The following is a 22,896-nucleotide window of genomic DNA, read 5'->3' as shown; positions in this document are numbered from 1 at the left end:
CCCCAGTCACCCACACAACAGAGCTCTGCCTTGAGAAAAGGGGTATTTGCTCTTTTCTTCGCGGCCTTTATTGGCCTGTGTGCGCTGTTGATTGGCTGGGCAATCTTCATCGCCTATGCGCTGACAGCCGATGAAACGCCCCCTGAGCCAGCCGACGCCATCGTCGTCGTCACGGGGGGAGCGGGTCGGTTGGAACGGGCAATAGAATTGCTCAAGGAAGACAAGGGCCACAAGCTGCTCATTTCCGGCGTACACTACAGAAACACGGACCGCACCCTGTTTGCCCGCTTCGATCTGGATGAAGAGACGATCAACTGCTGTGTCGATCTGGACAGGGAAGCGCTGAATACGGTTGCCAATGCCACCCAGACGGCGATCTGGGCCAAGGAAAACAATTTCAAAAGCCTCATCATCGTCACCAGCGCTTATCACATGCCCCGGACCCTTTTGGAAATGCGCCGCGCGGCACCAGATGTATCCTTCCAAAGCGATCTTGTGGCCGGATCAACCAAACAGCCGCTCTTGTCTCGCCTAATCAACTGGAACACGGTACACCTGCTAACCAAGGAATATTTCAAGCTTCTGGCCGCTGTGCTGCACGGGACCACCGAGAGACTCTTGAGCCATCGGGGGCAATAGCCTGAGACGATCATGTCTCTGGACAGATCTGTCATTTTCACCGATAAATGGTTTCACCAAGCCAGATCCGAGAGCTGTGCGCGCGGAGCTGCACAGAGGCACATAAAAACCAATGGACCAGTGCGTGTCTTTCAAACCGGAAGAGCCGAATGAAAGAAAAACGCATCAGATAACCCGAGCGGAACAAGACCCAGATGCTGATTATCCGATCCGTGCTATTCAACGCAGCCTTTTATCTGTCGACAGCGCTCATGCTGATCATATCCATTTTCACCTACCCCCTGCCCCGCCGCTATCTGATCAAACTGGCAGGCATCTGGGCAAAGGTATGCGCATGGCTCTTTACCACCATCGTGGGCGGCAGCTATGAGGTGAGAGGGGCGGAGAAAATTCCCAAAGGCCAGAGCATCATCCTCGCTTCCAAGCATATGAGCGCCTTTGAGACCTTCGCTCTGGTACCGCTGGTGGACGACCCACTATTCATTCTCAAGCGCGAATTGCTGCGCTATCCGCTTTTCGGCTGGGCCTTGCTGAAAACCGACATGATCCCCATCGACCGCAGCGCCGGACTGAAAGCCCTGCGCGGCATGCTGCTCGAAGCACGCAAGAAAATGACTGCCGACAGCAGGCAACTCATCATCTTCCCCGAAGGCACACGCCGGCGCCCCGATACTGAGCCAGTCTATAAGTTCGGTATCAGCCATATCTATCATGCCCTGAAAGTGCCCTGCTATCCTGTGGCCCTCAACACCGGTCTGTTCTGGCCGAAAGGCAGCCCGATTCGCCATTCCGGCAAAATCATCATCGAGATTCTGCCTCCGATCGAACCGGGCATGGGGATGCGTCCATTTTTCGAACAACTTAGTGAAACCATAGAATCGCATTCAAATCGGCTGATTTCCGAAGCCCGTGCTGCCAACGAAGACCTCCCTCCACCGACAAAAACCGAAGCCTAGATTCTAAATATTGTATTTTTTAAGAATCGAACTACATAATATAGACAAAGAACAAGTTGCATCCCATTATGGATTGTTCTATATTTGTTCTTATTAAGATCAAGATGTGTTGGGGATCGAGTATGTCGTTTGGGGCCATTGGAGACTTCGCTGTCGACAGCCTGCGCAATCGCTTCTGCTACTGGCAGAGCGAAAGTGGCAATCGGTATATTTTCACCCAGATTCCCGAAGATGACATTTCCAGCTTCGAAAATTGCATCCTGTTGCTGGCCACCGAAAGCGCTGACAAGCTTCAGCCTGAATTGAAGTGGATCGGCGAAATCTCGGATCTGTCCCCGCTCGCCTTTCGCGACATCGCCCCTGAGGACGTCAAGGATCTGGTGGTCTATGTTCACCTGCTGGCAGGTAGCGAACATGAACGCCAGCAGGTCATTGACGATTTGGCGCGCGATGCTGGACGGGAAATCTGCCTGCTTAGTGCCTGAGACTCATCAGGCTCAAAGCTACAGACGGCCTCATGATAGCCGCTTCTCATAAAATCGCTCTTGCATCTTCGCTGCGTCGTACCTTCACGGTTTGGCTTTGAACCTCAGCGCGTCAGCCAGTTCATAAAGAGCCTCATCCTCGATATTGATCTCCTTGAGATGATCCACCGTGTTGAGTACATAGTCGATGTTCGGACCGGCCTCGCCTTGGCTTTTCAGAACAATCTTAACCTGCTCCTCAAGGCCGAGCTTTCCCGCATATTGCCCATGCGTTGTGTCGGCAACATAGGTCACAGCCTCCACCTTGCGCGGCGCGCCACCAACCGTGACCGAAGCGATCTCGACGGGCACAAATTCTTCCAGATAGACGGAGGTGACCTGTTCGCGCGCGCGCAGATAGTCAATCACCGCCTCGCGCTGGCTGGCATCAACGCGAAACACCATGCCCTGACAGGAACCGCCCTCGCTCAGTCCCATCACCAGTCCCGGATTTTCCGGCGATCCACGATAGACATGGGAATAGACGCAGAGTGCGCGGTGATAGCCTTCGAGGGTACCAATATAGGATTCTTCAAAGTCGAATCCGGGTCGCCACATGAGAGAGCCATAACCAAAGACCCAAAGATCGCGCATGCCAACTGCCTCCAAACAGGATACAAACAACTAAAATCGGTTCGCTATAAAAACCGCCATGATTGCGCCATAAGATAACGCAACAAAGGACGTGAAATACCAACACCGATCGACATTTGCAACAGAACGAGTGCCAAATGCCTCAACAGCCACCTGAGCAAACCAACCAGATCAAGCAGAAAAAAGGCGCCAAACGCCTCCTATGGGGTGTCGCCATCATTCTAGTCCTGATCGCAGCTGGATGGTCAGGCTTCTGGTATTATGGCTATACGACCACACAAGCCCTTGTGGATCAATTTGTCGCCCGCGAGGTGAACGGACAGAAAATAGTTCGCTGTCAGGACCGGAAATTGGGTGGTTACCCGGTGCGGTTGGCCCTTGATTGTTCGTCCTACGCGGTTGTCGATCCTGCCTCCGGATGGCAGGTCTCCGGCGGCCCCTTGCAAGTCTACTGGCAAATTCATGAGCCGGGTCAGGCCAGTATCAAGACCCATGCCCCCATGCATATCGAGCAGCCAGCCTTTGGCCAGAGCTATGACATCACTGGCAGCCTCATCCAGAGTTCGGTTTTGCTCACACCACCCAATGGCATACGTGCCGTGTCCTTCAAAGCGGAGGAGGCCACGCTGTCCGCCAACAATGCGGTTCTCGGCCAACCCGTTGGCACCATCAAGGCTGACAGCCTCGAATTCAATGCCAGCCCACGGCAGCAGACAACTGGCGATCTGGATCTCACTTTCAAGGCAAGCGAACTTTCAATCAATCGCATCCCTGTTCTCAATGGTGAAATGACTTTCACCGCCAAGGACGGCCTGAACGCATTGATGCAGGATCGACGCGACCCGGCCGGTTTGTGGCTACGTCAATCGGGCAAAATCGAAAATATCGATGGCTGGTTGGAAATTGGCCAGAAGACCCTGAAGCTGAAGGGTGACATCGCTTTCAATCAGGCAGGCCTTGCCAATGGCACCCTCAAGCTGCGCATCCTCAACCCCAACCTCGAAACCGCCAAGGTGAAGGCAACCCTCTCAGCCAAGCGCGATGGCTTCAACGGCCCGCTCACCGGCCTTCAGTTGATGGGGAAACCGGTGCGGGATGGAGATCTGGTCGGCTCTGAGGTCAAGATCACGCTGGTCAATGGTGCAATAAAGGCAGGGTTCCTGCCTTTGGGGACCCTGCCTGCTTTGCGATAGCATTTGCTAGCATGGCGCGCCGGAATCGAAAAACCGGATGGCTCACGCTTGCGCATCCGGTGATAGCGATCAGCTGCCGGTATATTCGTGATCGTCGCTGCTCAGCGTTGGAGCATGGGTCTCGCCCTCTTTGAGATGACGGCCAAAGTCCGAAGCGGCAATTTCCTGACCAGCATCGATAATGCTGCGGCGAATGGAACGCGTGCGCGAGAAAAGGTCGAACAGGGCATCCCCGTCGCCCCAGCGAATGGCCCGCTGCAAAGCCGTCAAATCTTCGGTAAAGCGCCCCAGCATCTCCAGAGCGGCTTCCTTGTTATGCAAAAAGACATCCCGCCACATGGTCGGATCGGATGCTGCAATACGGGTAAAGTCGCGGAAACCACCGGCAGAATATTTAATGACTTCGGAATTGGTCACCATTTCCAGATCAGACGCGGTGCCTACGATATTATAGGCAATCAGGTGCGGCAGGTGAGAGGTGATGGCCAGCACATTGTCGTGATGATGCGCATCCATCAGCTCCACATTGGACCCGACCGTTGACCAGAAGGTCTTGACCTTCTCGATGGCTCCTTCATCCGTGCCCTCAGGAGGCGTCAGAATACACCAGCGATTGATGAACAGCTCGGCAAAGCCTGCATCAGGACCGGATTCCTCGGTACCCGCGATCGGGTGCCCCGGCACGAAATGCACATGAGCGGGCAGATGTGGCTGCATCTGGCGAATGATCGACATCTTGACCGAGCCGACATCCGTGATGATAGCGCCTTCCTTCAAATGAGGCGCAATCGCCTTGGCCACGGTGCCACAAACGCCGACTGGCGTGCAGACAACGACGAAATCGGCATCCTTGACACTCTCAGCCACATCCTTGTGATAGCTGTCTCCCAAGCCCAATTCTTCAGCACGCGCCAATGTGGCATCGGATCGCGTATGCACCGCGATATGCTCGACCAGCCCTTTTTGACGGGCTGCCAAAGAAATGGAAGACCCCAGAAGACCGATACCGATCAGGGTCATGCGCTTGAAAAGAAAGTCTGTCATCCAATTTACCCTTTGAGGAATTCCGCCAAATGGCCGATCACGGCCTCACACGCTTCTGCGGTGCCAATGGTCATACGCAGTGCGTTTGGCAAACCATATCCTCCAACCTGTCGCAGAACGCAGCCCTTGGTCTGCAAGAAAGCATCTGCTTCTGCTGCACTTTTGCCCGGTGCATCCGGGAAATGAATGAGAATGAAGTTGCCCACACTCGGGGTCACTTTCAGTCCCAGTGCTTCCAGAGCAGCAGAGGTCTTTGGCAGCCATTCCCTGTTATGCACCACGGCCTTGCGGATAAAATCCTGATCACGCAGGGCAGCAACACCTGCGGCCTGAGCTGCACCGGAAATATTGAACGGCGGGCGAATACGATTCATGGCATCGATAATGGCCTGCGGTCCATAGCACCAGCCAAGGCGCAACGCGGCAAGGCCATACACCTTCGAGAAGGTGCGCGACATCACCACATTCTCAGTGGTCGCTGCCAGCTCGATGCCAGCCTCATAGTCATTTTCAGCCACATATTCCGAGTAGGCCGCATCCAGAACCAAAACCACATGCTTTGGCAAACCGGCATGCAAGCGGCGCACTTCAGACACTGGAATATAGGTGCCGGTCGGATTGTTCGGGTTGGCCAGAAAAACCATCTTGGTCTTGTCTGTCACCGCAGCAAGAATGGCGTCCACATCGGTCGTCAGATCCTGCTCCTTAGCAACAACAGGAACACCGCCTGCAGCCTGAATGGCAATGGGATACACCGCAAAACCATATTGGCTGTAAATTGCTTCGTCACCACGCTCAAGGAAGGTGTAGCACAGCAGGCTGAGCACTTCGTCCGAGCCAGCACCGCACAGAATACGATCAGGATGCAAACCATGCACCTCGCCGATCACCTCGCGCAGAACAACACTGCCGCCATCGGGATAAAGCTCCAAATTACCCGTCATCTGACGGAAGGCATCCATTGCCATGGAGCTTGCACCGAAAGGAGATTCGTTGGAGGACAGTTTGTGAATGGGCGCCGCCCCATCAATCTCGGCCTTGCCGGGAACATAAAGCGGGATATCGAGAAGCCCTTCACGCGGCTGAGGCCGTTGGGGCTGTCCGGAAGAGGACATTTCACCACTCCTGATAATCTTAAGTCTACAATTGCTTCCGGCAGTCTTACAGCCAAGCCGGAAGCCCATTCAAGCAAAAAGGTGGGATTGAACGATCAAAGAGCCAGATTTGATCGAAAGATCAAAAATTCGCGCCTGTTGAAGCGAAATCAAGGCCTATTCGGCAGCAGAGAGCGCAATTGGCGTCCAATAGCCACCAACAACCCCGCGGATCACCATCGGGTTGCTGGGCGAGCGTGTCAGACCTTCCACTTCCACATCAGCCACCGAGAAAGGCACGGCAACAAGGCATTCACAATGCCCCTCTTCCATGACACAGGAGATCAACTGACCACCGATGCGGTTGACAGCGTCCTGCACCCCTTCCTCATGCGGAGCACAAAGGGCCACCAGACGCATATCCGGCACGGTCGTATCCATCAATGGCATGGACAGCACGAAGGTATCCAGATCCACCGGGCGCCCCGCCTGTTTGATCACCGGCAAGCGACCGATAATCTGCACGCCATCCTTAGAAAGCGGAACCCACCAGGCGCTTTTGGCGTCGCTCTGGTTGGCGACAAGCCCGAGGGCGGCTCCATCGCCAGCGCGCACCTGCTCGATCACGCAAGCGCTGCCGGCAGCTTCCTTGAAGCCCACCGTAAATCCGAAATAGAAGCGGGCGACATCGCGCAGTTCAACGCCCGGCTCGACAATCACATCATAAGGGGCCTGCATATGGGTAAAGGTGGCGATGATTTCGCGCCAGAGATGCTCCACGGTCGTAATCGGCAGGATACCCCGATGCCGCCCGACAAGCCGGCGCATCATATCCATCTCGCGTCCTGGCCGGAAGGCCGCTCCGGGCTTGTGTGTGCGCTTCACCGCGATCAGGGCCTGAACGATTTCACTGCGCTCGATCAAATGCCGGTGAATGGACTCGTCGATGCTGTCAATTCTCTGCCGCAGCTCATCCAGTGTCGGCTCGTCCTTTTGCGCGCCGCCCTCTTTGCTATCCGTCATGATCGTCCTGTCTTCAATTGTCTCTGCGCAGTCACTTGGCCAACGCCGATGAGCCGATGAAACGCATCCGGCAACAGGCTGATTTCCGCGCGCCGTTCAATGCGCTTAATCGAATAGTATCCCTTTGATTGGATAGTATCCTTAAAAGGGAGACACCACAAAAGCAAAGAAAAGATTTGACTTGTCCCCCCATGCTCCCTAGCTACTTTGCACAAGACAAAAAAACCAGTCCGTCTTTGGAGAAAATGCCCAATGAACAGTCCGACCGACAAGAACAATCCGGAAACCGGAGTGAAAAGTCGGGAAGAGCGCGCCCACCACGAGGCGCTGTCTCCATCCAGCCGGAGTGTCACCTTCGGCCCGGACACCCCGCTCAAGCTGGATGCTGGCGGAGAACTCTCTCCCTTCACCATCGCCTATGAAACCTATGGCAGCCTGAACGAAGACCACTCCAACGCTATCCTCGTTTTCCACGCCCTGACCGGTGACCAATATGCCGCCTCCCCCTCGCCGGTAACCGGCAAGCCGGGCTGGTGGTCCACCATGATCGGACCGGGCAAGCCCATTGATACCGAACGCTATTTCGTTATCTGCTCAAACGTTCTGGGCGGCTGTTCAGGCTCCACAGGGCCGGCCTCCATCAATCCGGCCACCGACAAGCCCTATGGCCTTGACCTGCCGGTGATCACCGTGCCGGACATGGTGCGCGCCCAGACGATGCTGATTGACTATCTGGGTATCGACAAACTCTTCAGTGTGATTGGTGGCTCCATGGGCGGCATGCAGGCCATGCAATGGGCGGCTGCTTACCCCGAACGGGTTAACTCGGCGATCCTGATCGCCACCGCTTCGCACCATTCATCGCAGAATATTGCCTTTTACGAGGTTGGTCGCCAAGCCGTGATGGCCGATCTGGACTGGCATGGCGGGCGCTACTATGACTATGACGTCACACCGAAAAAGGGGCTCGCCGTAGCGCGTATGGCGGCCCATGTGACCTACATGTCCGAGCAGTCACTGCAGAATAAATTTGGCCGCAATCTGCAAAATAGTACGGAAAAGGGCTTTTCCTTTGATGCCGAGTTTGAAATCGAAAGCTATCTGCATCATCAGGGCATGACCTTCGTGGATCGCTTCGACGCCAATTCCTATCTCTATGTTACGCGGGCGATGGATTATTTCGATCTGGCCGCAAGCTATGATGGACAGTTGGCCAAAGCCTTCATGGGAACCAAGGCGCGCTTTTGCGTTGTCTCCTTCACCTCCGACTGGCATTTCCCAACCTCGGCCAGCCGCACCATCGTGCATGCGCTCAATGCGGCAGGCGCTTCGGTCAGCTTTGTCGAGATTGACAGCGACAAGGGCCATGACGCCTTTTTGCTCGAAGAGCCAGAATTCTTCGATGCCATCAACGGCTTCCTGCATGCTGCCGATCGCAACAATGACCAGCCCGGCACCCACGATGATACGGAGGAGCGCTCATGAGCAAGCCCGACAAGAAGGCCCTCATCGTCGGCGGACGCGCAGACAACACCCGCATCGACTTCGAGCTGGTGGCAGACATGATCGAACCCAACACCAAGATTCTTGATGTGGGCAGCGACGATGGCGCCCTGCTGGAATTGCTGCGTGACAGCCGCAATGTGGAAGGACGCGGCATCGAGCTGTCCCAGAAGGGGGTCAACAAATGCGTGGCCCGTGGCTTGTCGGTTATTCAGGGCGATGCGGATGAAGATCTGATCTATTATCCCGACGACAGCTTTGATTATGTCATCCTCAGCCAGACCATTCAGGCCACACGCAACCCCAAACTCGTGCTGGAGCATTTGCTGCGCATCGGGCGCAAGGCTATTGTCTCTTTCCCCAATTTCGGTCATTGGCGCGTGCGTTCGGATCTTCTCTTCCGTGGCACGATGCCAGTCAACGATTACCTGCCCTACAGCTGGTATGACACCCCGAATATCCATTTCTGCACGGTGCGGGATTTTGTCAATCTGTGTCGGGAAACCAATGCCGAAATCGAGAAAGCCCACGGCATTCAGGGCGATGGCGAACGCATCTCCTTTTCCGCGCCATGGTGGTTCTGGAATCTGTTTGCCGAGCAGGCCATTTTCCTTCTAAGCCGCAAGCGCTAGTCGCGCTCGCCCTTCGGCCAATCTTCAACATTGGCAAAAGAATTGTAGGCCGGGAAATGCCCACCCGCTGAAGGCAGATTGGGAACCGGCAGGAAAACAGGGCGGAAGCTGGTCTTCACCTTGCTGGCTTCCGTACTCACCAGCCCTTGCGCCAACAGCTTGGTTGCCTCCACAATCAGAACGCCGGAAAAAGCGGGCCAGCATTGCGTCCCGATCCGTTCCCACAGATGCGCCGAGCCCAGAAAGCGCTGCCGCTTGAAGGGAGCGAAATAGAGCCCGTCATTCCAGCGGGTCGGCGTAAACATGGTATCGCGCAAGAGGTGTCTTAGCTGTCTTTTCGAGAAGGGCCGCCCATAGGCAAAGGGAGAATGCTCCACCCGCGCCCAAACGCCGCGCCGGTTTGGCACCACGATCATCAAGCGCCCGCCCGGCGTCAGAACGCGCCAGATCTCGCGCAAATGCTCAGCCGGATTGTCAACCAGCTCCAGCATATGCACCAGCACAACCCGGTCAATGCTGGCATCGGCCAAAGGCAAATCACTGCTCTGGACAAGCGCAGTCGATGAAGCTCCATTCGAAGGCCAGTAGACAGCTCCCTGCTGCGAGGGCATGAAAGCCAGAGCACGTTCGGCATGTTCGCGCATACTGCGGATATAGGGGGGAGCATAGCCCATCCCCAGAACACTCAGCCCCTTGAGGTTGGGCCAGAGCGTCTGAATGCGCTGATTGACATGGTGCGCAGTCACACGTCCCAACGGCTGGGTATAGAAATTTCTCAAATCCAGAACATCAAGAAACATGAAAAACAGCACGCACCGCGTAAGCGGCTCCCCATCGTTGGCTCGTGGCTAGCCACTCTAATGTGGCATCTCGCACCACCAATTCCAAGCGGCAAAAATCACATAATGAGCAAGCTGGCAATTGCGTCCGCGCGGGTGGCCCCTATATTGAGAAAGAATCTGGGCATTCCCTCGAAAACATGCAACTGTGATCGGCAATGCCAGACAGCAATCACTGGAGAGACCCAAATGACCAATCAGCCCCTTGAAACAAAACTCATTCCCTGCCGATCGGACAATTATGCAGTGTTGGTCCATGACAAGGAGGCGAACCTCACTTTTCTGGTGGATGTCCCCGAAGCGCCAGCCATCCGACAGGCCCTGAAGGAAACGGACTGGTCTCTGACACATATTCTGATCACCCATCATCACTATGACCATGTGGAAGGGCTTGCCGCCATCAAGGGAGAAACCGGAGCCACGGTCTATGGCCCAGCGGACAGCGCCAGCAAGATAGGCAATATCGACGAGCCTCTCTCCGACGGAGACAGCTTCAAATTTGGCGACCAGAAGGTCTATGTGCTGGGAACGCCGGGCCACACGCTTGACCATATCAGCTATTGGCTGCCCGATGCCGAGTTGGCCTTCACGGGTGACACGCTCTTCGCCATGGGCTGTGGTCGCGTGTTTGAAGGCACCCTTAAGGACATGTGGTTTTCCGTTGACAAGCTGGCAAAACTGCCGCCGGAAACGACCTTTTTCTGCGGTCACGAATATACTGAGGCCAATGGCAATTTCTGCCTGAGCATTGAACCGGACAATGAGCTGCTCCAGCAGCGGGTAGAAGAGGTTAAAAGCTTGCGAGCCCAAGGACTACCAACTGTGCCGTCAACCATTCTGGATGAACTGACCACCAACAGCTTCTTGCGCGCCAATGACGCGGACGTTAAGGCCTCTTTGGGCATGGCCGATGCTGAAGATTGGGAAGTTTTTGCCGAGATCCGCACCCGCAAGGACAATGCCTGACGTGCCGGAAAGCGGAACAAAGGGCTCAAATTGACAAGAGGCGCTTCGGTGCCTCTAATTTCGTGTACAAAAAAGCGCGCCCCTAGAAGGGTTCACTGCCAAACAGCTTCTTGGCAGTTTCATTGATAAGCGTATGGCGACGATCGAATTTCTTGGCCAGAATGATGTTGGTCATCGTACGCACAACGCCCTGTATCTCGCCGATTTCATCAAGCAGCACGTCCAGATCTTCAAGCTGTGGCATTTCCACGATCAGTGACAGATCGAACGCCCCGTTCACCGTGAAGCAAGAGGAAATTTCGGGATAGCCTTCGAGCTTCTGCACGATAGGCCCCTGCAATTTGGGGTCGATCTCGACAAAGACAATCGCCCGATTGAGCGCTTCCATGGGGTCGCTGTTGAGCAACACGGTAAAGCCGTCAATCACGCCTTCCCGCTTGAGCCGTTCAATGCGCTCATGCACCGTTGAGCGTGCCACATCCAGCTTGCGCCCGATTTCAGAAGTCGAAAGACGCGCGTCTGCCTGCAACAATCGGATGAGTTTTCTGTCCAGATCATCTAGCGAACGCCGCATTGCCCTCTCCTGAATCCTATCGGGCCTCTTGGCTCGATCTTGTAAACAGGCTATTGTCCTCACCTGTATTTCATTAGCTCACTTATTCATGATTTTCCCTCAAGAGCTACCGCTAATTTGACATATTACCAAATATTTCCAGCAAAATGCTTCGAATATTCGGCATATTGCCAAATAGCATCAAACGCCCCTCTGTTTCTGCTGTAGTCGCCTGATTATACTATCAGCCGACAAATTCTTTTTCATGAATAAAATCAACATATTAAAGACGGATTGATTTTCCTCCCCCTTTCAAAACCGTCTTCAATCACACTTGCCGGAGATCCCTCGATGAGCTCATCCCTCGCTTCTGAAGCAAAAACCCTGCTCGACGCCATGGGCGTTGACGCCGCCAAACTTGGCGGATCCATTTCCGTTTCCAGCCCGATTGACGGCTCGACCATAGCAACGGTCGCAGAGCAGTCAGCCGACGATATGAACAAGGCCGTCGAATCCGCCCATGCGGCTTTCCTTGAATGGCGCACCGTACCAGCGCCGGTCCGTGGTGAACTGGTTCGCCTACTGGGCGTTGAACTGCGCAAGCACAAGGAAGCACTTGGCAAGCTGGTGTCTATCGAGGCTGGCAAGATCCTGTCTGAAGGTCTTGGCGAAGTGCAGGAAATGATCGACATTTGCGATTTCGCCGTTGGCCAGTCTCGCCAGCTTTATGGCAAGACCATCGCCTCCGAGCGCCCCGGTCATCGCATGATGGAAACATGGCATCCGATGGGTGTTTGTGGTGTCATCTCCGCCTTCAACTTCCCCGTTGCGGTCTGGTCTTGGAACACATGTCTGGCACTCATCTGTGGCGATAGCGTCATCTGGAAGCCTTCGGAAAAGACCCCACTCACCGCGCTCGCCTGCGAAGCAATCCTGAACAGCGTGATTGCTTCCTTTGAGCAGGCTCCGGCTGCTTTGGCTCAGGTCGTCATTGGCGGTCCGGCTGTCGGCGAAGCGCTTGTAGATAATCCGCTTGTACCGATCATTTCTGCCACCGGTTCGACCCGCATGGGCAAGGCTGTCGGCCCGCGCGTAGCAGCCCGTTTTGGCCGCTCCATTCTGGAACTGGGCGGCAACAACGCCATGATCGTAGCGCCAAGCGCCGATCTCGATATGGCCGTGCGCGCCATCTGCTTCTCCGCCGTGGGCACCGCCGGTCAGCGCTGCACCTCTCTGCGTCGTCTCATCGTGCATGAGAGTGTGGTTGACAAGCTGGTGCCACAGCTCAAGAAGGCTTACGGATCTCTGCCCGTCGGCACCCCGCTGGATGGCGGTACACTGGTTGGCCCGCTGATCGATGAAGCCGCCTTCTCCATGATGCAGGATTCCCTGACCAAGGCCAAGGAACAGGGCGGCACCGTCACCGGTGGTGAACGTGTCTCAGTCGAGCAATGCGAAGGCGGTTTTTATGTGCGCCCCGCGATTGCCGAGATGCCTGCCCAGAGCGATGTGGTCAAAACCGAGACTTTCGCCCCGATCCTCTATGTCATGACCTACAAGGATTTCGACGAAGCCCTTAAGCTGCATAACGAAGTCCCACAGGGCCTGTCTTCCTGCATCTTCACGCTGGATATGCGTGAAACTGAGCTGTTCATGAGTGCGGCCGGCTCTGACTGCGGTATCTGCAATGTCAATATTGGCCCGTCAGGCGCAGAGATCGGAGGCGCCTTTGGTGGTGAAAAGGAAACCGGCGGTGGCCGCGAATCCGGCTCTGATGCATGGAAAGGCTATATGCGCCGTGCGACCAATACCATCAACTATTCCACCGAGTTGCCTCTGGCACAGGGTGTGTCCTTCGACGTCTGATGACGACAAGGAATTTTAAAGTGAGAATTTGACGAAAGGGCCGTTCACGGCCCTTTTTTGTGTTATGTAACGCTCACCACTTGCGCTTTGCGTAAAATGTTATAATGTAACATCCCCATTATAATCCTCGACCAATCAAGATTGCAAGCTCGTGCCCCATACCGACCCATTGCTCGTTGGAACAGACATCACAGTCAAAGCTGACGGCAAGACACTGCTGAATAACGTTTCCGTCTCGGTTTGCGAAAATGAAATCGTGACCATTATCGGGCCCAACGGCGGCGGCAAGACCACCTTGCTGAAGTCCCTCCTTGGCCTCAGGCCTATTGCGTCCGGCAGCGTCAAACGCAAGAAGAATCTTAATCTGGGCTATGTGCCCCAAAAACTCGTCATTGATCGCACGCTGCCACTTACGGTGCAGCGCCTGATGCAGCTCACCGGCTCCTACAAGCGCGCCCAGATTGAGGACGCGCTGGGAGAAACAGGTGTCGCACACAAGATCCATGACAATATCCACTCGCTTTCGGGCGGTGAGATGCAGCGTGTGCTACTCGCCCGCGCCATTATCCGCCAGCCTGAACTGATGGTGCTGGATGAGCCGGTACAGGGGGTCGACTATCTGGGCGAAATCGCGCTTTACCAACTCATCGAAGCCATCCGCAACAAGTATAAATGCGGCATCCTTCTGGTCTCTCACGACCTGCATATGGTGATGCGCGCCTCCAATCGGGTCATTTGCCTCAACACCCATGTCTGCTGCTCCGGACAGCCGACCGATGTGGAACAAAGCCCCGATTACCAGCGCCTGTTTGGCTCTCGCGGATTGCAGACCATGGCGCCGTATGGCCATAGGCATGGCCATTTTCATGATATTCCGCCCGATTCGGCGTCCCTTGGCGACCATAGTGCCGAAGGGCACTCATGCGAGAACCATCACCATTGCGACCACGAGGGACATAACCATGCTGGATGATTTCTTTATACGCGCCCTGCTCGGAGGCATCGGTATCGCCCTTGTATCCGGCCCTCTTGGCTGCTTCATCGTCTGGCGCCGTATGGCCTATTTCGGCGAGACCATGTCGCATGCAGCTTTGCTGGGCATCTCCCTGAGCCTGATGATGGATCTGATGCCTTTCTGGGGCGTCTTCGCCGTTTCCATCGCCATTGCCATGGCGCTATACGGCCTTGAAAAACTCGACCGCCTCTCCAGCGATACTCTGCTGGGCATCCTGTCCCACGCCTCCCTCTCCATCGGGCTGATTGCCTTGGGCTTCATGACGTGGTTGCGCGTGGATGTCATGTCTCTGCTGTTTGGCGATATCCTCTCGATCACCCGTGGCGATCTGGCCCTCATCTGGGGCGGAGGCATACTGGTGCTTGGCCTGCTTCTGTTTCACTGGCGCAGCCTTTTGGCGGCAACCGTCAGTCAGGATATTGCCTCTGCAGAAGGTCTGCCAACCAAGCAGGCCAATCTGGTCTTTATCCTTCTGATCGCGCTGGTCATAGCGGTGGCCATGAAGCTCATCGGCGCCTTGCTGATTACCTCGCTTTTGATCATTCCTGCTGCCAGCGCCAGACAATTTGCCCGCAGTCCGGAGATGATGGCACTTCTCGCCGCCATCCTGGCATGCCTATCAGCCATTCTCGGCCTCAACATGTCGATGATCTGGGATTCCAACCCCGGTCCGTCCATTGTGCTGGGGGCCTTCATGCTGTTTCTGCTGTCTCTGGCCATCGCCCCGCTGGTGCGAGCCCTGCGCCCACCCCAGCGCTAACGACGCAGGAACAGATCCTTGGAAGCCAATACGGCACCGCAGGTGATCAACAACGCAGCAGCCCCGATGATGACCGTAAAGTCAGCCACGCCAGCCACAATGAGCAGACCGGTAGACAGGAGCGGCGCAGCATAGGCAGCCGCTCCCAACACCTGAATGTCACCGTGTTTGACCCCGAAATCCCAAACATAGAAGGCCCCGCCAGCCGGGCCAAGCCCCAGCCCGATGGTTGCCATCCATTGAATGGCATTTTCGGGCCAAACCGTGGTTTCGAACAACAAGTGCGCCACAATGCTGAGCGCGGCCGCTACAAAGCAGAAGCCCACCACAATATCCGTGGGCACATGAGAAAAGCGGCGCGAGAGAACCGAATAGCCAGCCCAGAAGAAAGCTCCGAACAGCGCCACGCTATAGCCGCGAATATATTGCGGATCGATCGAGATCGTTTGTCCCTTGGTGACGACCAGCACCGCACCGGAGAGGCCCAGAAGCGCCCCCAGACTGTGAAACCAGCGCAACCGTTCACCAGGCAGCAGAGACGAGAAGACAACGATGAGCAGCGGCCAGAGATAATTCACAAGCCCCGCTTCCACTGGCGGTGCCAGACGCAGCGCGGCATAATAGGCGGCATGATAGCCAAACAGCCCGAACACCCCTAGCGCCCAGACATTCCACGGCTGCTTGAGCACCCTTATCGCGGAAGGGCGAAACACCCAGCTGACCAGACCAACCAGCCCACCCACGATAAATGACATCGCGGTCAGCTGAAAGGGTGGCACTGTTCCACTCCATACGGTAAACAAGGCAAGGAGCGACCACATCAGGATTGCCGTGAATCCGACAAGCGTGGCAAGCAGGCGTTTGGACATGGAAACTTCACTTTCAACAGACCATCAAAAAACGCCTCAGCAAAGACAAAAAAACCGCAGAAGAAAAGCTCCTGCGGTTTGTTATCAAACGCTTTTTAGGCAATGACTAAAATTTAGCCATTTGCTATATATTGGCCGCCATTGATCGTCATCACAGACCCCGTGATAAAGGCTGCTTGCTCGGAGACCAGAAAGGCCACCATCGCGGCAATTTCCTCGGCCTGCCCCAACCGTCCAACCGGAATGTTGGAGACGATGCTTTCCAGCACTTTCTCGGGAACAGCCGACACCATGTCGGTATCGATATAGCCCGGACAAATACAATTGACCGTAATCCCCTTGCGCGCCACCTCCTGCGCCAAAGCCTTGGTAAAGCCGATCACGCCAGCCTTGGCCGCAGAATAGTTGGTCTGGCCCATCTGCCCCTTCTGGCCATTGATGGACGAGATATTGATGATCCGCCCATGTCCGCGTGCACGCATTTCGTCGATGATCGGCTTGGTCATGTAATACATCGAGTTCAGATTGACATTGATGGCTTCATGCCACTGCTCGAATTCCATCTTGTGCAACATGCTGTCGCGCGTGATGCCTGCATTATTGACCACAATATCGATGATACCGAGATCTTCCTCGACCTGTTTCAGGCCCGCCTTGCAGGCTTCGAAATCCCCTACATCCCATTTATAGGCCTTGATGCCCGTGCGCTCCGTAAAGCCCCGGGCACTGTCATCATTGCCAGCATAGTTGGCTGCAACAAAAAACCCGGCCTCTTTCAGGGCTATGCAGATCGCCTCGCCAATACCCCTTGTTCCACCAGTTACAACTGCAACCTTGGACATGCTCTCTCTCCCCTCATGAAAACCATGGCCCGCCCCCTCTCCGGATCGGGCTGGTCCCTCCACCTTGAATGTGTGTCGCTGCCGCGCCCCTCGTCATCTCGGGCAGGTCAGCAAGCAGTCAGACGTCCTGGTCTGCCTTGTGCCTGTTGAATGCTGTCCGGCCCACCTTCATTGCGCATCGCAGTTTGCATCTCGGCGCATCTTTTCACCTTGTGTGCACCGGCCAACCGAATGGACGCAGGATGCCATTTATCCCGAGCCCGAAATGCGCTCGATATTTGTGCGGCGAAACAGCAACTTCGGGTACCTCATCCCTTATTGCGCCGCAGCAAAAATCTCAAATTCGCCAGCTTCCGAGAAGAATTTGGCCTCTTGAAAATCGTTTAGAAAGTGGCAAGGAGTCAATTACGCCATGGGCCTAGTCTGAAAGACCTAGAAAATAGACATGCCCTTTTACTGGTCATTCCTATCTTTTTGCACTTGCTAAAAGGATAGGTCCGAGGCTCTTGGCAATGCAGCATGAACGATTTAAGTTGGGGGCATCAACAAGCGCTTTTCAAGCTGCTGACACCAGTGTCCATTCCGTCACGAGGCCTTGCATAAATGACAAAACAAGCGGATCAAACTGTCATCAAGAAATATGCGAACCGCAGATTGTACAACACCGGCACCAGCACCTATGTCACGCTGGAAGATCTGTCCGACATGGTAAAGGCGAAGGAGGATTTCGTCGTCTATGATGCCAAGAGCGGAGAAGACATAACCCGCTCTGTTCTCACGCAGATCATCTTTGAACATGAGAATAAGGGCCAGCATCTGCTGCCCATCGATTTCCTACGCCAGCTGATCCGTTTCTATGGCGACTCGATGCAACATCTGGTGCCAAGCTATCTTGATTTCACCATGCAGAATCTGGCCAAGGATCAGGAAAATCTGCGCAAGCAGATGGCCGACTCCTTCGGCGACTCAGCCATGGAAGCCATGGAAGAGCAGGTCCGCCGGAATTCCGAAATTTTCGAAAATGCCATGAAGATGTTCATGCCCTTCGGCTCTGCGCCCCAGAAGCCAAAGAAGGAGCCCGAACCCAGCAAACCGAGCGAGCTGGAACAACTAAAGGACCAGATCGCTGATATGCAGAAAACGATTTCCGAGTTGGTTGTTCGCAGCAAGAAGGACTAGCAAGCCATCAAATCAGTTGATCGGCAGGGCAGCAGCACATGACAAAGGCTCATCAATGCCCCCATCACTTGGTTCTCGCCTGAGCGTCACCTTCCTGCCCTGGCAGCTTGCTCACCGGCTCACCGAAATGGAAGCCCTGTAGATAGGCAACCTTGAGCGGTGCCAACAGATCGGCCACTTCAGCACTAACCACCCATTTCGCCACAACATCAAAGCCCAATTCGCTCGCCAGCTCGGCAAACATGCGCACAATCGCCCGGTTCTGTTCATTCTCGGCAATATCCCGCATCAGGCTACCGGCGATCTTGACCATGTCCGCATCCAGCGCCTGCAGTTGCTGGAAGGATGTGTAGCCAGCCCCGAAATCGTCAATCGCAACACGAATGCCCAATTCTTTGACGGAGCGAACAAATTCGGCCGCAGTCTCCGGATTTTCTAGCGTCGAGCGTTCCGCGATTTCGATCATCAGCCGCGCCGCCACATCCGGGTTATTCACCAGCCGCGCCCGCAAATAGCTCATCCACTCTTTGTCCCCGCCAACATCAGGGCAAACATTCATGCTCAATTGCACCTTTTCATGCGCGAACAGCAGATCCAGCGTCATTTCCAGAATGCGGTGGTCCAGCATTGCCGCCAGCCCCAGCTGCTCGGCATAGTGAACAAAGCTCTCCGCAGGGATTGGATCGCCATCACGATCCTTGACCCGCACCAGCACCTCGTGGAAGGCAACGGCGCCAGTGCGTGCCTCGACAATGGGCTGAAAGGCCAGATCAATGCGCCGTTCATTGAGCGCCGTAATCACTTCATCGGACATCCGGATTTTCTGCTGGCGTTCTTCCAGGGCAAAGGTCTTGGCCTGGAAAGCACGGAATGTTCCGCGACAATGGCTCTTGGCCCGATCCAAGGCATCCAGTGCGCAAATCTCGGCTTGGCGCAGATCGTCAACGCCTTCCCCCAGATACACCCCACCCATCGTCAGGGTCACATGCACAGGACCGACATCGGTCATGATCAGCTCTTCTCGGGCCGCATCCAGAAAACGCTCTGCGGCAGCTGCCATTTCCTTCTCTGAGCAATTGTTGATCAGAAGACCGAATTTGGTTCCCGAGATACGGCCCACTAGATCGCCATCGCGCAAGCGCCGTGCAATACGGCGGGCAACTTCGCATATCACCTGATCGGCAACATCGAACCCGTAAGCCTCATTGACCACACGAAAATTGTCTATATGGGCAATCAGGAAGCAGGCCTGTTTGCCCTTTTCTCTGCATTGCACAAGAGTGAGCTGCAATTGATCCAGAAAGACAGAGCGGTTGAACAGGCCGGTCAGCGCATCAAACTGGGAGAGAAAGCGCAAACGCTGCTCGCGATGCTGCGCTTCATTGACCACGCGAATGATGCCGTGCACCCGTTCGGCCCGGCCAGTCCCATCCGCAAACCATCGCCCACTCTCTTCAACCCAGAGCCTCAGCTCATTCTCGAAGCCCAGAGGCGCAAGACAATAGATGCATTCAAAGGGCACGCCGTCACCATCATCACTTTTACCGGAGCCGAAAATGGCTCTGTAGCGTGAGGTCAGAGTGTCTGGCGTAATCAGATCCGTGTAGGATTTGCCACTTGGAAAGACACTCAGAATATCGGTCTTGAGCACATCGAACGCATTGTTGCTCCAGCGCAAACGATCCGTGGCCGCCTGCCATTCATAAACCACCTCACCGATGGATGTCAGAATGTCACGCGCCTTGATGGCCGTTTTTGATCGGGGAGATGAAGTGTCCAACCCGCTAAGCCCTCTCTGCCTGCCCATGCTGCATGCGGCTCACCCCTCTTTTTGAGGAAAACCACCTGCAAGTGAATTCCATTGGTCCGACACTGCTCTGTATGTGAAGCAACCACATCCCAAAGCGGACGGAAAGATCGAACCCCATAATGGCATTCCCATGGTTAATTTTTGCCAAATTTGCACTGTCCCAAAGGACTTACACCCAACGGCAAAATCTTAACAGACCGTTAACAGTCTGGCCCGCTTCTTGCAAATTCTTCCCGTAAAGACAGAAAAACAATCAACCTTGTCTCATAATGAGACATTCTTTGGGAAGGCCTCAACAATGTCTGGCTTGAAAGTGGTTCCGGCGCTTTATCATCCGGCGGGAAGTGGCACACAATATCAGCCGCTCTTGACCGACGGCAGGCAGCAGCCTCAACAGGCAGCCGCTCCGGTTGAAGTGAACAACGCGGTTGTCCCCTCAATCACGCCTATGCAATATGCGGGCAATCAGCAGGCCTATATTCAGGCGCAGTTGCTTAGTAGCGAACTGACCCGAAGCCCACGGCGCCACAGTGCTGCCCGTAGTCCGCGAGAAGTCGCGCGTGCCTACGGTCAGGCCCGCCGCCGTCCGCAAGCTGTTGCGGATATGCCCATTCATCGCAAAGTTGTTTAACGAAATGTCAGAGGGCGATTAAGAGCAGCCAACCGCCAAGGCTGGCTGTGCCCGTATGATACAAATCCCCAAATTGCCCCCGAAAGCCCGGTTCTTCCGGCCTGTTTCCCCCGCCTTAATAGACCATATCCGAACAGAATGATGCGCTTCTTCGCGCTCGGGCTGCATTCATCGTCAAACTATTTTAATAAAATTGTATCAATTCAGGACACATGGGGAGCTGTGGCCGCGCTCTGGCTCTGATCAGGCATGCGGCCCTGGACCGAAGCTCATGTCTCTGCGGGCACCACTGATCGTAACAGAATAACCGGCGATCACATCCACCAGAGAAATAATCATCAGAATGAAGAAGACAGATGTTGCTGTTTCCCGTACGAGCAGAAACTCGACCAGATAGATGATGAACAGCAGCGTGGACAGGATGTGATCCACAATGGAGCTGACACCGGTGCGCGTTGCCTTGAGGATCTCGACAAACAGCAACACGAGCGCTGCCACAATCATCACGTCCCCCAAGGTAAGGGTCCAGCGCGCCGAGGAGATCATCTCGATCGTCACGATCGGCACGCTCCATGGATCACCGACCGAAGCGCCCAGCAGCCCGAAGGCAAAGAAATTATAGACAGCCAGAGGTGCAATCAAAAGCGGAATATTAAAAAGCATTTGTATCTCCCTGCAGCATGGCGAACGGCGTGCAGCTTTCACGATTATGGTCAGGCGCCCTCAACAACGGCATTCAACAATAGAATTGACGTGTGACCAGATTTTGAAACGGGGACATAATCCAATATGCAGGGTGCTTTGCCAACGGCCAACGCACCCCTTTCACAAAAAATGCGCATGAAAAAAGGCCGGATAAAATCCGACCTTTTCTCAATTCTTCATCGTCAAGAAGCGTAGAACCAAACCGGTAAAGGCTTAGTCTTTCTGCTCCAGAATCTGACGACCACGATACATGCCGGTCTTCAGGTCGATATGATGAGGACGGCGCAGTTCGCCAGAATCCTTGTCTTCGACATAGACCGACTGTTTGAGTGCATCCGCAGAGCGGCGGAAGCCACGCTTCATACGGGTCACTTTACTTTTTGGCACAGCCATGGTCAAAACTCCGTCGTCAATAGACCGCTATCCGGGGCTAGCCCCGTTGCGGGAATAACTCTAATGGAAGAGGTTGCGGGCCTTATACAGAACCGGAACGCACTTGACCAGAGCAATCTTTCAAAAAAAGACCGCATTCACGAGATTCTTTGATCAAGTAGCGTCACTTCGCCCCTTACATATCCCAATCAGTTGAAAATTCAAGCCCTACATTGGAGAGAATCGCTTCAGGCACCCTTTCTTGGCCAGAATCGGCAATATAAGGCAGGACATTCTGGCAAAAGGGTAAACGGCCCCCTATCTGTCCGATCCTATCGAGAAGGCCCTTAAACGAAATTGGACAAGTGCCCGGCCAAAAGCCGGATATTCGGTTCGAAGGCCGAATTCTTGCGCCAGATGATCGCCAGCTCCCGCTCGGCCGGTTGTTCAGCAAGAGGCCGCAAGGCGATGTCGAGCCCATCAGCCAGCCCGGCCCTTAAGGCAATCTCGGGCAGGAGAGTGACACCCAGCCCATTGGCCACCATCTGCACGATGGTAATAAGGCTGGTCGCCTCAATATGCTCGGCCCCACTCTCGCGCGATCGGCGAGCCGCATTGCTAAGGTCGAGGCAGGAGAGGATGTGATCGCGTATGCAGTGACCATCCTCCAGTAGAATGAGCGCTTCATTCTGTAGTGCCTCTGATGATATGGCCTCTTTCTCAGTAAGAGGATGGTCCAGCGGCAAGGCTGCCCGAAAGCCATCATTGCCGATCGATTGGCAGGCAAAATCATCAATCGGATAGGGCAAGGCCAAAACAGCCGCATCAAGCCGCCCGGCCCGCACATCATCAAGCAATTGCCGCGAAAGAGCCTCCCTCAAATAGAGCTTCAACTCTTGGAAACTCTGGCGCAGACTGGGCAAAGCCCGTGGCAACAGGAATGGTCCGATGGAGGGTATGACCCCCAGCCGCAATCGCCCCGCAAGGGGCTTGTCATGACGCTGGGCGGCTGCCACCAGATCATCCGCGTCGCGCAACAAACAGCGGGCCCGTTCGAGAATCTCACCCCCAAGCACTGTCAGCCGGAAATGATCGCACTCCCTGTCCACAAGTGTCACCTGCAAGATCTCCTCAAGCTGGCGGATTCCCGCACTCAGTGTCGATTGAGATACCAGACAGGCCGCCGCCGCCTCACGAAACGACTGTTTTTCGGCAAGCGCAGACAAATATTGCAGTTGCCGTAAGGTTGGGCGAATGGTCATGACATGAAAACTCCAAAACAATTAA

General features: G+C 54.9%; 24 protein-coding genes. 12 read left to right on the top strand and 12 right to left on the bottom strand.

Annotated features, from left to right (window positions below):
* Positions 1-30 precede the first annotated feature (30 nt).
* The 3 genes from ACKPCT_RS20745 (at position 31) to ACKPCT_RS20735 (ending at position 2,080) form a co-directional block, all read left to right on the top strand.
* The gene (locus tag ACKPCT_RS20745) at positions 31-639 is read left to right on the top strand and encodes a YdcF family protein (protein ID WP_175528115.1); all 609 of its coding nucleotides are present in this window, start codon (positions 31-33) and stop codon (positions 637-639) included.
* A 194-nt stretch (positions 640-833) separates the two neighbouring features.
* Positions 834-1,595, top strand: coding sequence for a lysophospholipid acyltransferase family protein (locus ACKPCT_RS20740; RefSeq protein ID WP_319567855.1), 762 nt, complete (start codon positions 834-836; stop codon positions 1,593-1,595).
* A gap of 122 nt (positions 1,596-1,717) precedes the next feature.
* Positions 1,718-2,080, top strand: a complete 363-nt coding sequence (locus ACKPCT_RS20735) for a hypothetical protein (RefSeq protein WP_319567854.1) — start codon at positions 1,718-1,720, stop codon at positions 2,078-2,080.
* An 84-nt stretch (positions 2,081-2,164) separates the two neighbouring features.
* On the opposite strand, the gene ACKPCT_RS20730 is transcribed toward ACKPCT_RS20735, so the two are convergent.
* Entirely contained in the window at positions 2,165-2,713 is a 549-nt protein-coding gene (locus ACKPCT_RS20730; RefSeq protein ID WP_319567853.1) for a gamma-glutamylcyclotransferase, read from the bottom strand.
* Positions 2,714-2,850: 137 nt separating this feature from the next.
* Here ACKPCT_RS20730 and ACKPCT_RS20725 point away from each other — a divergent pair, with 137 nt between their 5' ends.
* Entirely contained in the window at positions 2,851-3,906 is a 1,056-nt protein-coding gene (locus tag ACKPCT_RS20725) for a DUF2125 domain-containing protein (protein WP_319567852.1), read from the top strand.
* Positions 3,907-3,975: 69 nt separating this feature from the next.
* On the opposite strand, the gene ACKPCT_RS20720 is transcribed toward ACKPCT_RS20725, so the two are convergent.
* The 3 genes from ACKPCT_RS20720 to ACKPCT_RS20710 form a co-directional block, all read right to left on the bottom strand.
* Complete coding sequence (locus ACKPCT_RS20720; RefSeq protein ID WP_090073962.1) at positions 3,976-4,950, bottom strand: prephenate/arogenate dehydrogenase family protein; 975 nt, start codon at positions 4,948-4,950, stop codon at positions 3,976-3,978.
* A gap of 5 nt (positions 4,951-4,955) precedes the next feature.
* On the bottom strand, positions 4,956-6,065 hold the full coding sequence (hisC, locus tag ACKPCT_RS20715) for a histidinol-phosphate transaminase (RefSeq protein WP_090073964.1): 1,110 nt from the start codon (positions 6,063-6,065) through the stop codon (positions 4,956-4,958).
* A 156-nt stretch (positions 6,066-6,221) separates the two neighbouring features.
* The gene (locus tag ACKPCT_RS20710) at positions 6,222-7,067 is read right to left on the bottom strand and encodes a chorismate mutase (RefSeq protein WP_319567851.1); all 846 of its coding nucleotides are present in this window, start codon (positions 7,065-7,067) and stop codon (positions 6,222-6,224) included.
* Between the two features lie 252 nt (positions 7,068-7,319).
* Here ACKPCT_RS20710 and metX point away from each other — a divergent pair, with 252 nt between their 5' ends.
* Positions 7,320-8,552 carry a homoserine O-acetyltransferase MetX gene (gene metX, locus ACKPCT_RS20705; protein ID WP_319567850.1) on the top strand — a complete coding sequence of 411 codons (1,233 nt, stop codon included), beginning with the start codon at positions 7,320-7,322 and terminating at the stop codon, positions 8,550-8,552.
* On the top strand, positions 8,549-9,202 hold the full coding sequence (gene metW, locus ACKPCT_RS20700; RefSeq protein ID WP_319567849.1) for a methionine biosynthesis protein MetW: 654 nt from the start codon (positions 8,549-8,551) through the stop codon (positions 9,200-9,202). The genes metX and metW overlap by 4 nt, the downstream gene beginning before the upstream one ends.
* Here the strand turns inward: metW and ACKPCT_RS20695 are convergent.
* Positions 9,199-10,002: a class I SAM-dependent methyltransferase gene (locus ACKPCT_RS20695; protein ID WP_090073978.1), complete on the bottom strand. Its 804-nt coding sequence runs from the start codon at positions 10,000-10,002 to the stop codon at positions 9,199-9,201. The two genes, metW and ACKPCT_RS20695, sit on opposite strands and share 4 nt — an antisense overlap.
* A gap of 228 nt (positions 10,003-10,230) precedes the next feature.
* On the opposite strand from ACKPCT_RS20695, the gene gloB reads away from it, so the two are divergent.
* Positions 10,231-11,007 (top strand): hydroxyacylglutathione hydrolase, encoded by a 777-nt coding sequence (gene gloB, locus ACKPCT_RS20690; RefSeq protein ID WP_090073980.1) that lies wholly within the window; start codon positions 10,231-10,233, stop codon positions 11,005-11,007.
* Between the two features lie 82 nt (positions 11,008-11,089).
* Here gloB and ACKPCT_RS20685 read toward each other — a convergent pair whose 3' ends face one another.
* Positions 11,090-11,581, bottom strand: a complete 492-nt coding sequence (locus ACKPCT_RS20685) for an Lrp/AsnC family transcriptional regulator (RefSeq protein ID WP_090073982.1) — start codon at positions 11,579-11,581, stop codon at positions 11,090-11,092.
* 330 nt (positions 11,582-11,911) lie between these two features.
* Between ACKPCT_RS20685 and amaB the strand changes: the two genes are divergently transcribed.
* From amaB to ACKPCT_RS20670, 3 genes are all read left to right on the top strand, one after another.
* On the top strand, positions 11,912-13,426 hold the full coding sequence (gene amaB / locus ACKPCT_RS20680) for an L-piperidine-6-carboxylate dehydrogenase (protein WP_090073984.1): 1,515 nt from the start codon (positions 11,912-11,914) through the stop codon (positions 13,424-13,426).
* A 151-nt stretch (positions 13,427-13,577) separates the two neighbouring features.
* Entirely contained in the window at positions 13,578-14,399 is an 822-nt protein-coding gene (locus ACKPCT_RS20675; RefSeq protein ID WP_319567848.1) for a metal ABC transporter ATP-binding protein, read from the top strand.
* A complete protein-coding gene (locus ACKPCT_RS20670; protein ID WP_319567847.1) occupies positions 14,389-15,201 on the top strand; it encodes a metal ABC transporter permease in 813 nt (270 codons plus the stop codon). The genes ACKPCT_RS20675 and ACKPCT_RS20670 overlap by 11 nt, the downstream gene beginning before the upstream one ends.
* Here ACKPCT_RS20670 and yddG read toward each other — a convergent pair.
* Positions 15,198-16,070 (bottom strand): aromatic amino acid exporter YddG, encoded by an 873-nt coding sequence (gene yddG / locus ACKPCT_RS20665; RefSeq protein WP_090073988.1) that lies wholly within the window; start codon positions 16,068-16,070, stop codon positions 15,198-15,200. The genes ACKPCT_RS20670 and yddG overlap by 4 nt on opposite strands.
* 113 nt (positions 16,071-16,183) lie before the next feature.
* Positions 16,184-16,912, bottom strand: a complete 729-nt coding sequence (gene phbB / locus ACKPCT_RS20660; RefSeq protein ID WP_090073990.1) for an acetoacetyl-CoA reductase — start codon at positions 16,910-16,912, stop codon at positions 16,184-16,186.
* Positions 16,913-17,515: 603 nt separating this feature from the next.
* Between phbB and phaR the strand changes: the two genes are divergently transcribed.
* Complete coding sequence (gene phaR / locus ACKPCT_RS20655; RefSeq protein WP_090073991.1) at positions 17,516-18,091, top strand: polyhydroxyalkanoate synthesis repressor PhaR; 576 nt, start codon at positions 17,516-17,518, stop codon at positions 18,089-18,091.
* 64 nt (positions 18,092-18,155) lie between these two features.
* On the opposite strand, the gene ACKPCT_RS20650 is transcribed toward phaR, so the two are convergent.
* Positions 18,156-19,871, bottom strand: coding sequence for a GGDEF and EAL domain-containing protein (locus ACKPCT_RS20650; protein WP_319567846.1), 1,716 nt, complete (start codon positions 19,869-19,871; stop codon positions 18,156-18,158).
* Positions 19,872-20,199: 328 nt separating this feature from the next.
* Between ACKPCT_RS20650 and ACKPCT_RS20645 the strand changes: the two genes are divergently transcribed.
* Positions 20,200-20,532, top strand: coding sequence for a hypothetical protein (locus tag ACKPCT_RS20645; protein WP_319567845.1), 333 nt, complete (start codon positions 20,200-20,202; stop codon positions 20,530-20,532).
* A gap of 243 nt (positions 20,533-20,775) precedes the next feature.
* On the opposite strand, the gene ACKPCT_RS20640 is transcribed toward ACKPCT_RS20645, so the two are convergent.
* From ACKPCT_RS20640 to ACKPCT_RS20630, 3 genes are all read right to left on the bottom strand, one after another.
* On the bottom strand, positions 20,776-21,195 hold the full coding sequence (locus tag ACKPCT_RS20640; protein WP_090073995.1) for a hypothetical protein: 420 nt from the start codon (positions 21,193-21,195) through the stop codon (positions 20,776-20,778).
* Between the two features lie 255 nt (positions 21,196-21,450).
* Positions 21,451-21,630, bottom strand: a complete 180-nt coding sequence (gene rpmF, locus ACKPCT_RS20635; RefSeq protein WP_090073997.1) for a 50S ribosomal protein L32 — start codon at positions 21,628-21,630, stop codon at positions 21,451-21,453.
* A gap of 326 nt (positions 21,631-21,956) precedes the next feature.
* Positions 21,957-22,871 carry a hydrogen peroxide-inducible genes activator gene (locus ACKPCT_RS20630; RefSeq protein WP_319567844.1) on the bottom strand — a complete coding sequence of 305 codons (915 nt, stop codon included), beginning with the start codon at positions 22,869-22,871 and terminating at the stop codon, positions 21,957-21,959.
* Positions 22,872-22,896 lie beyond the last annotated feature (25 nt).

It is taken from the genome of Cohaesibacter marisflavi, assembly GCF_963665895.2.
Classification (GTDB): domain Bacteria; phylum Pseudomonadota; class Alphaproteobacteria; order Rhizobiales; family Cohaesibacteraceae; genus Cohaesibacter; species Cohaesibacter marisflavi.
Note: the sequence above shows the minus strand (reverse complement) of the source record. Positions and strands in the feature narration are given on the sequence as shown.

Excerpts from the sequence above, each read along its gene's own strand:
- amaB (WP_090073984.1), top strand. The coding sequence starts at position 11,912 with ATGAGCTCATCCCTCGCTTCTGAAGCAAAAACCCTGCTCGACGCCATG.
- ACKPCT_RS20645 (WP_319567845.1), top strand. The coding sequence starts at position 20,200 with ATGTCTGGCTTGAAAGTGGTTCCGGCGCTTTATCATCCGGCGGGAAGT.
- ACKPCT_RS20685 (WP_090073982.1), bottom strand. The coding sequence starts at position 11,581 with ATGCGGCGTTCGCTAGATGATCTGGACAGAAAACTCATCCGATTGTTG.
- rpmF (WP_090073997.1), bottom strand. The coding sequence starts at position 21,630 with ATGGCTGTGCCAAAAAGTAAAGTGACCCGTATGAAGCGTGGCTTCCGC.
- ACKPCT_RS20740 (WP_319567855.1), top strand. The coding sequence starts at position 834 with ATGCTGATTATCCGATCCGTGCTATTCAACGCAGCCTTTTATCTGTCG.
- phaR (WP_090073991.1), top strand. The coding sequence starts at position 17,516 with ATGACAAAACAAGCGGATCAAACTGTCATCAAGAAATATGCGAACCGC.
- ACKPCT_RS20710 (WP_319567851.1), bottom strand. The coding sequence starts at position 7,067 with ATGACGGATAGCAAAGAGGGCGGCGCGCAAAAGGACGAGCCGACACTG.
- ACKPCT_RS20695 (WP_090073978.1), bottom strand. The coding sequence starts at position 10,002 with ATGTTTCTTGATGTTCTGGATTTGAGAAATTTCTATACCCAGCCGTTG.
- gloB (WP_090073980.1), top strand. The coding sequence starts at position 10,231 with ATGACCAATCAGCCCCTTGAAACAAAACTCATTCCCTGCCGATCGGAC.
- ACKPCT_RS20725 (WP_319567852.1), top strand. The coding sequence starts at position 2,851 with ATGCCTCAACAGCCACCTGAGCAAACCAACCAGATCAAGCAGAAAAAA.
- ACKPCT_RS20720 (WP_090073962.1), bottom strand. The coding sequence starts at position 4,950 with ATGACAGACTTTCTTTTCAAGCGCATGACCCTGATCGGTATCGGTCTT.
- ACKPCT_RS20640 (WP_090073995.1), bottom strand. The coding sequence starts at position 21,195 with ATGCTTTTTAATATTCCGCTTTTGATTGCACCTCTGGCTGTCTATAAT.
- hisC (WP_090073964.1), bottom strand. The coding sequence starts at position 6,065 with ATGTCCTCTTCCGGACAGCCCCAACGGCCTCAGCCGCGTGAAGGGCTT.
- yddG (WP_090073988.1), bottom strand. The coding sequence starts at position 16,070 with ATGTCCAAACGCCTGCTTGCCACGCTTGTCGGATTCACGGCAATCCTG.
- ACKPCT_RS20670 (WP_319567847.1), top strand. The coding sequence starts at position 14,389 with ATGCTGGATGATTTCTTTATACGCGCCCTGCTCGGAGGCATCGGTATC.
- phbB (WP_090073990.1), bottom strand. The coding sequence starts at position 16,912 with ATGTCCAAGGTTGCAGTTGTAACTGGTGGAACAAGGGGTATTGGCGAG.
- metW (WP_319567849.1), top strand. The coding sequence starts at position 8,549 with ATGAGCAAGCCCGACAAGAAGGCCCTCATCGTCGGCGGACGCGCAGAC.
- ACKPCT_RS20735 (WP_319567854.1), top strand. The coding sequence starts at position 1,718 with ATGTCGTTTGGGGCCATTGGAGACTTCGCTGTCGACAGCCTGCGCAAT.
- metX (WP_319567850.1), top strand. The coding sequence starts at position 7,320 with ATGAACAGTCCGACCGACAAGAACAATCCGGAAACCGGAGTGAAAAGT.
- ACKPCT_RS20630 (WP_319567844.1), bottom strand. The coding sequence starts at position 22,871 with ATGACCATTCGCCCAACCTTACGGCAACTGCAATATTTGTCTGCGCTT.
- ACKPCT_RS20730 (WP_319567853.1), bottom strand. The coding sequence starts at position 2,713 with ATGCGCGATCTTTGGGTCTTTGGTTATGGCTCTCTCATGTGGCGACCC.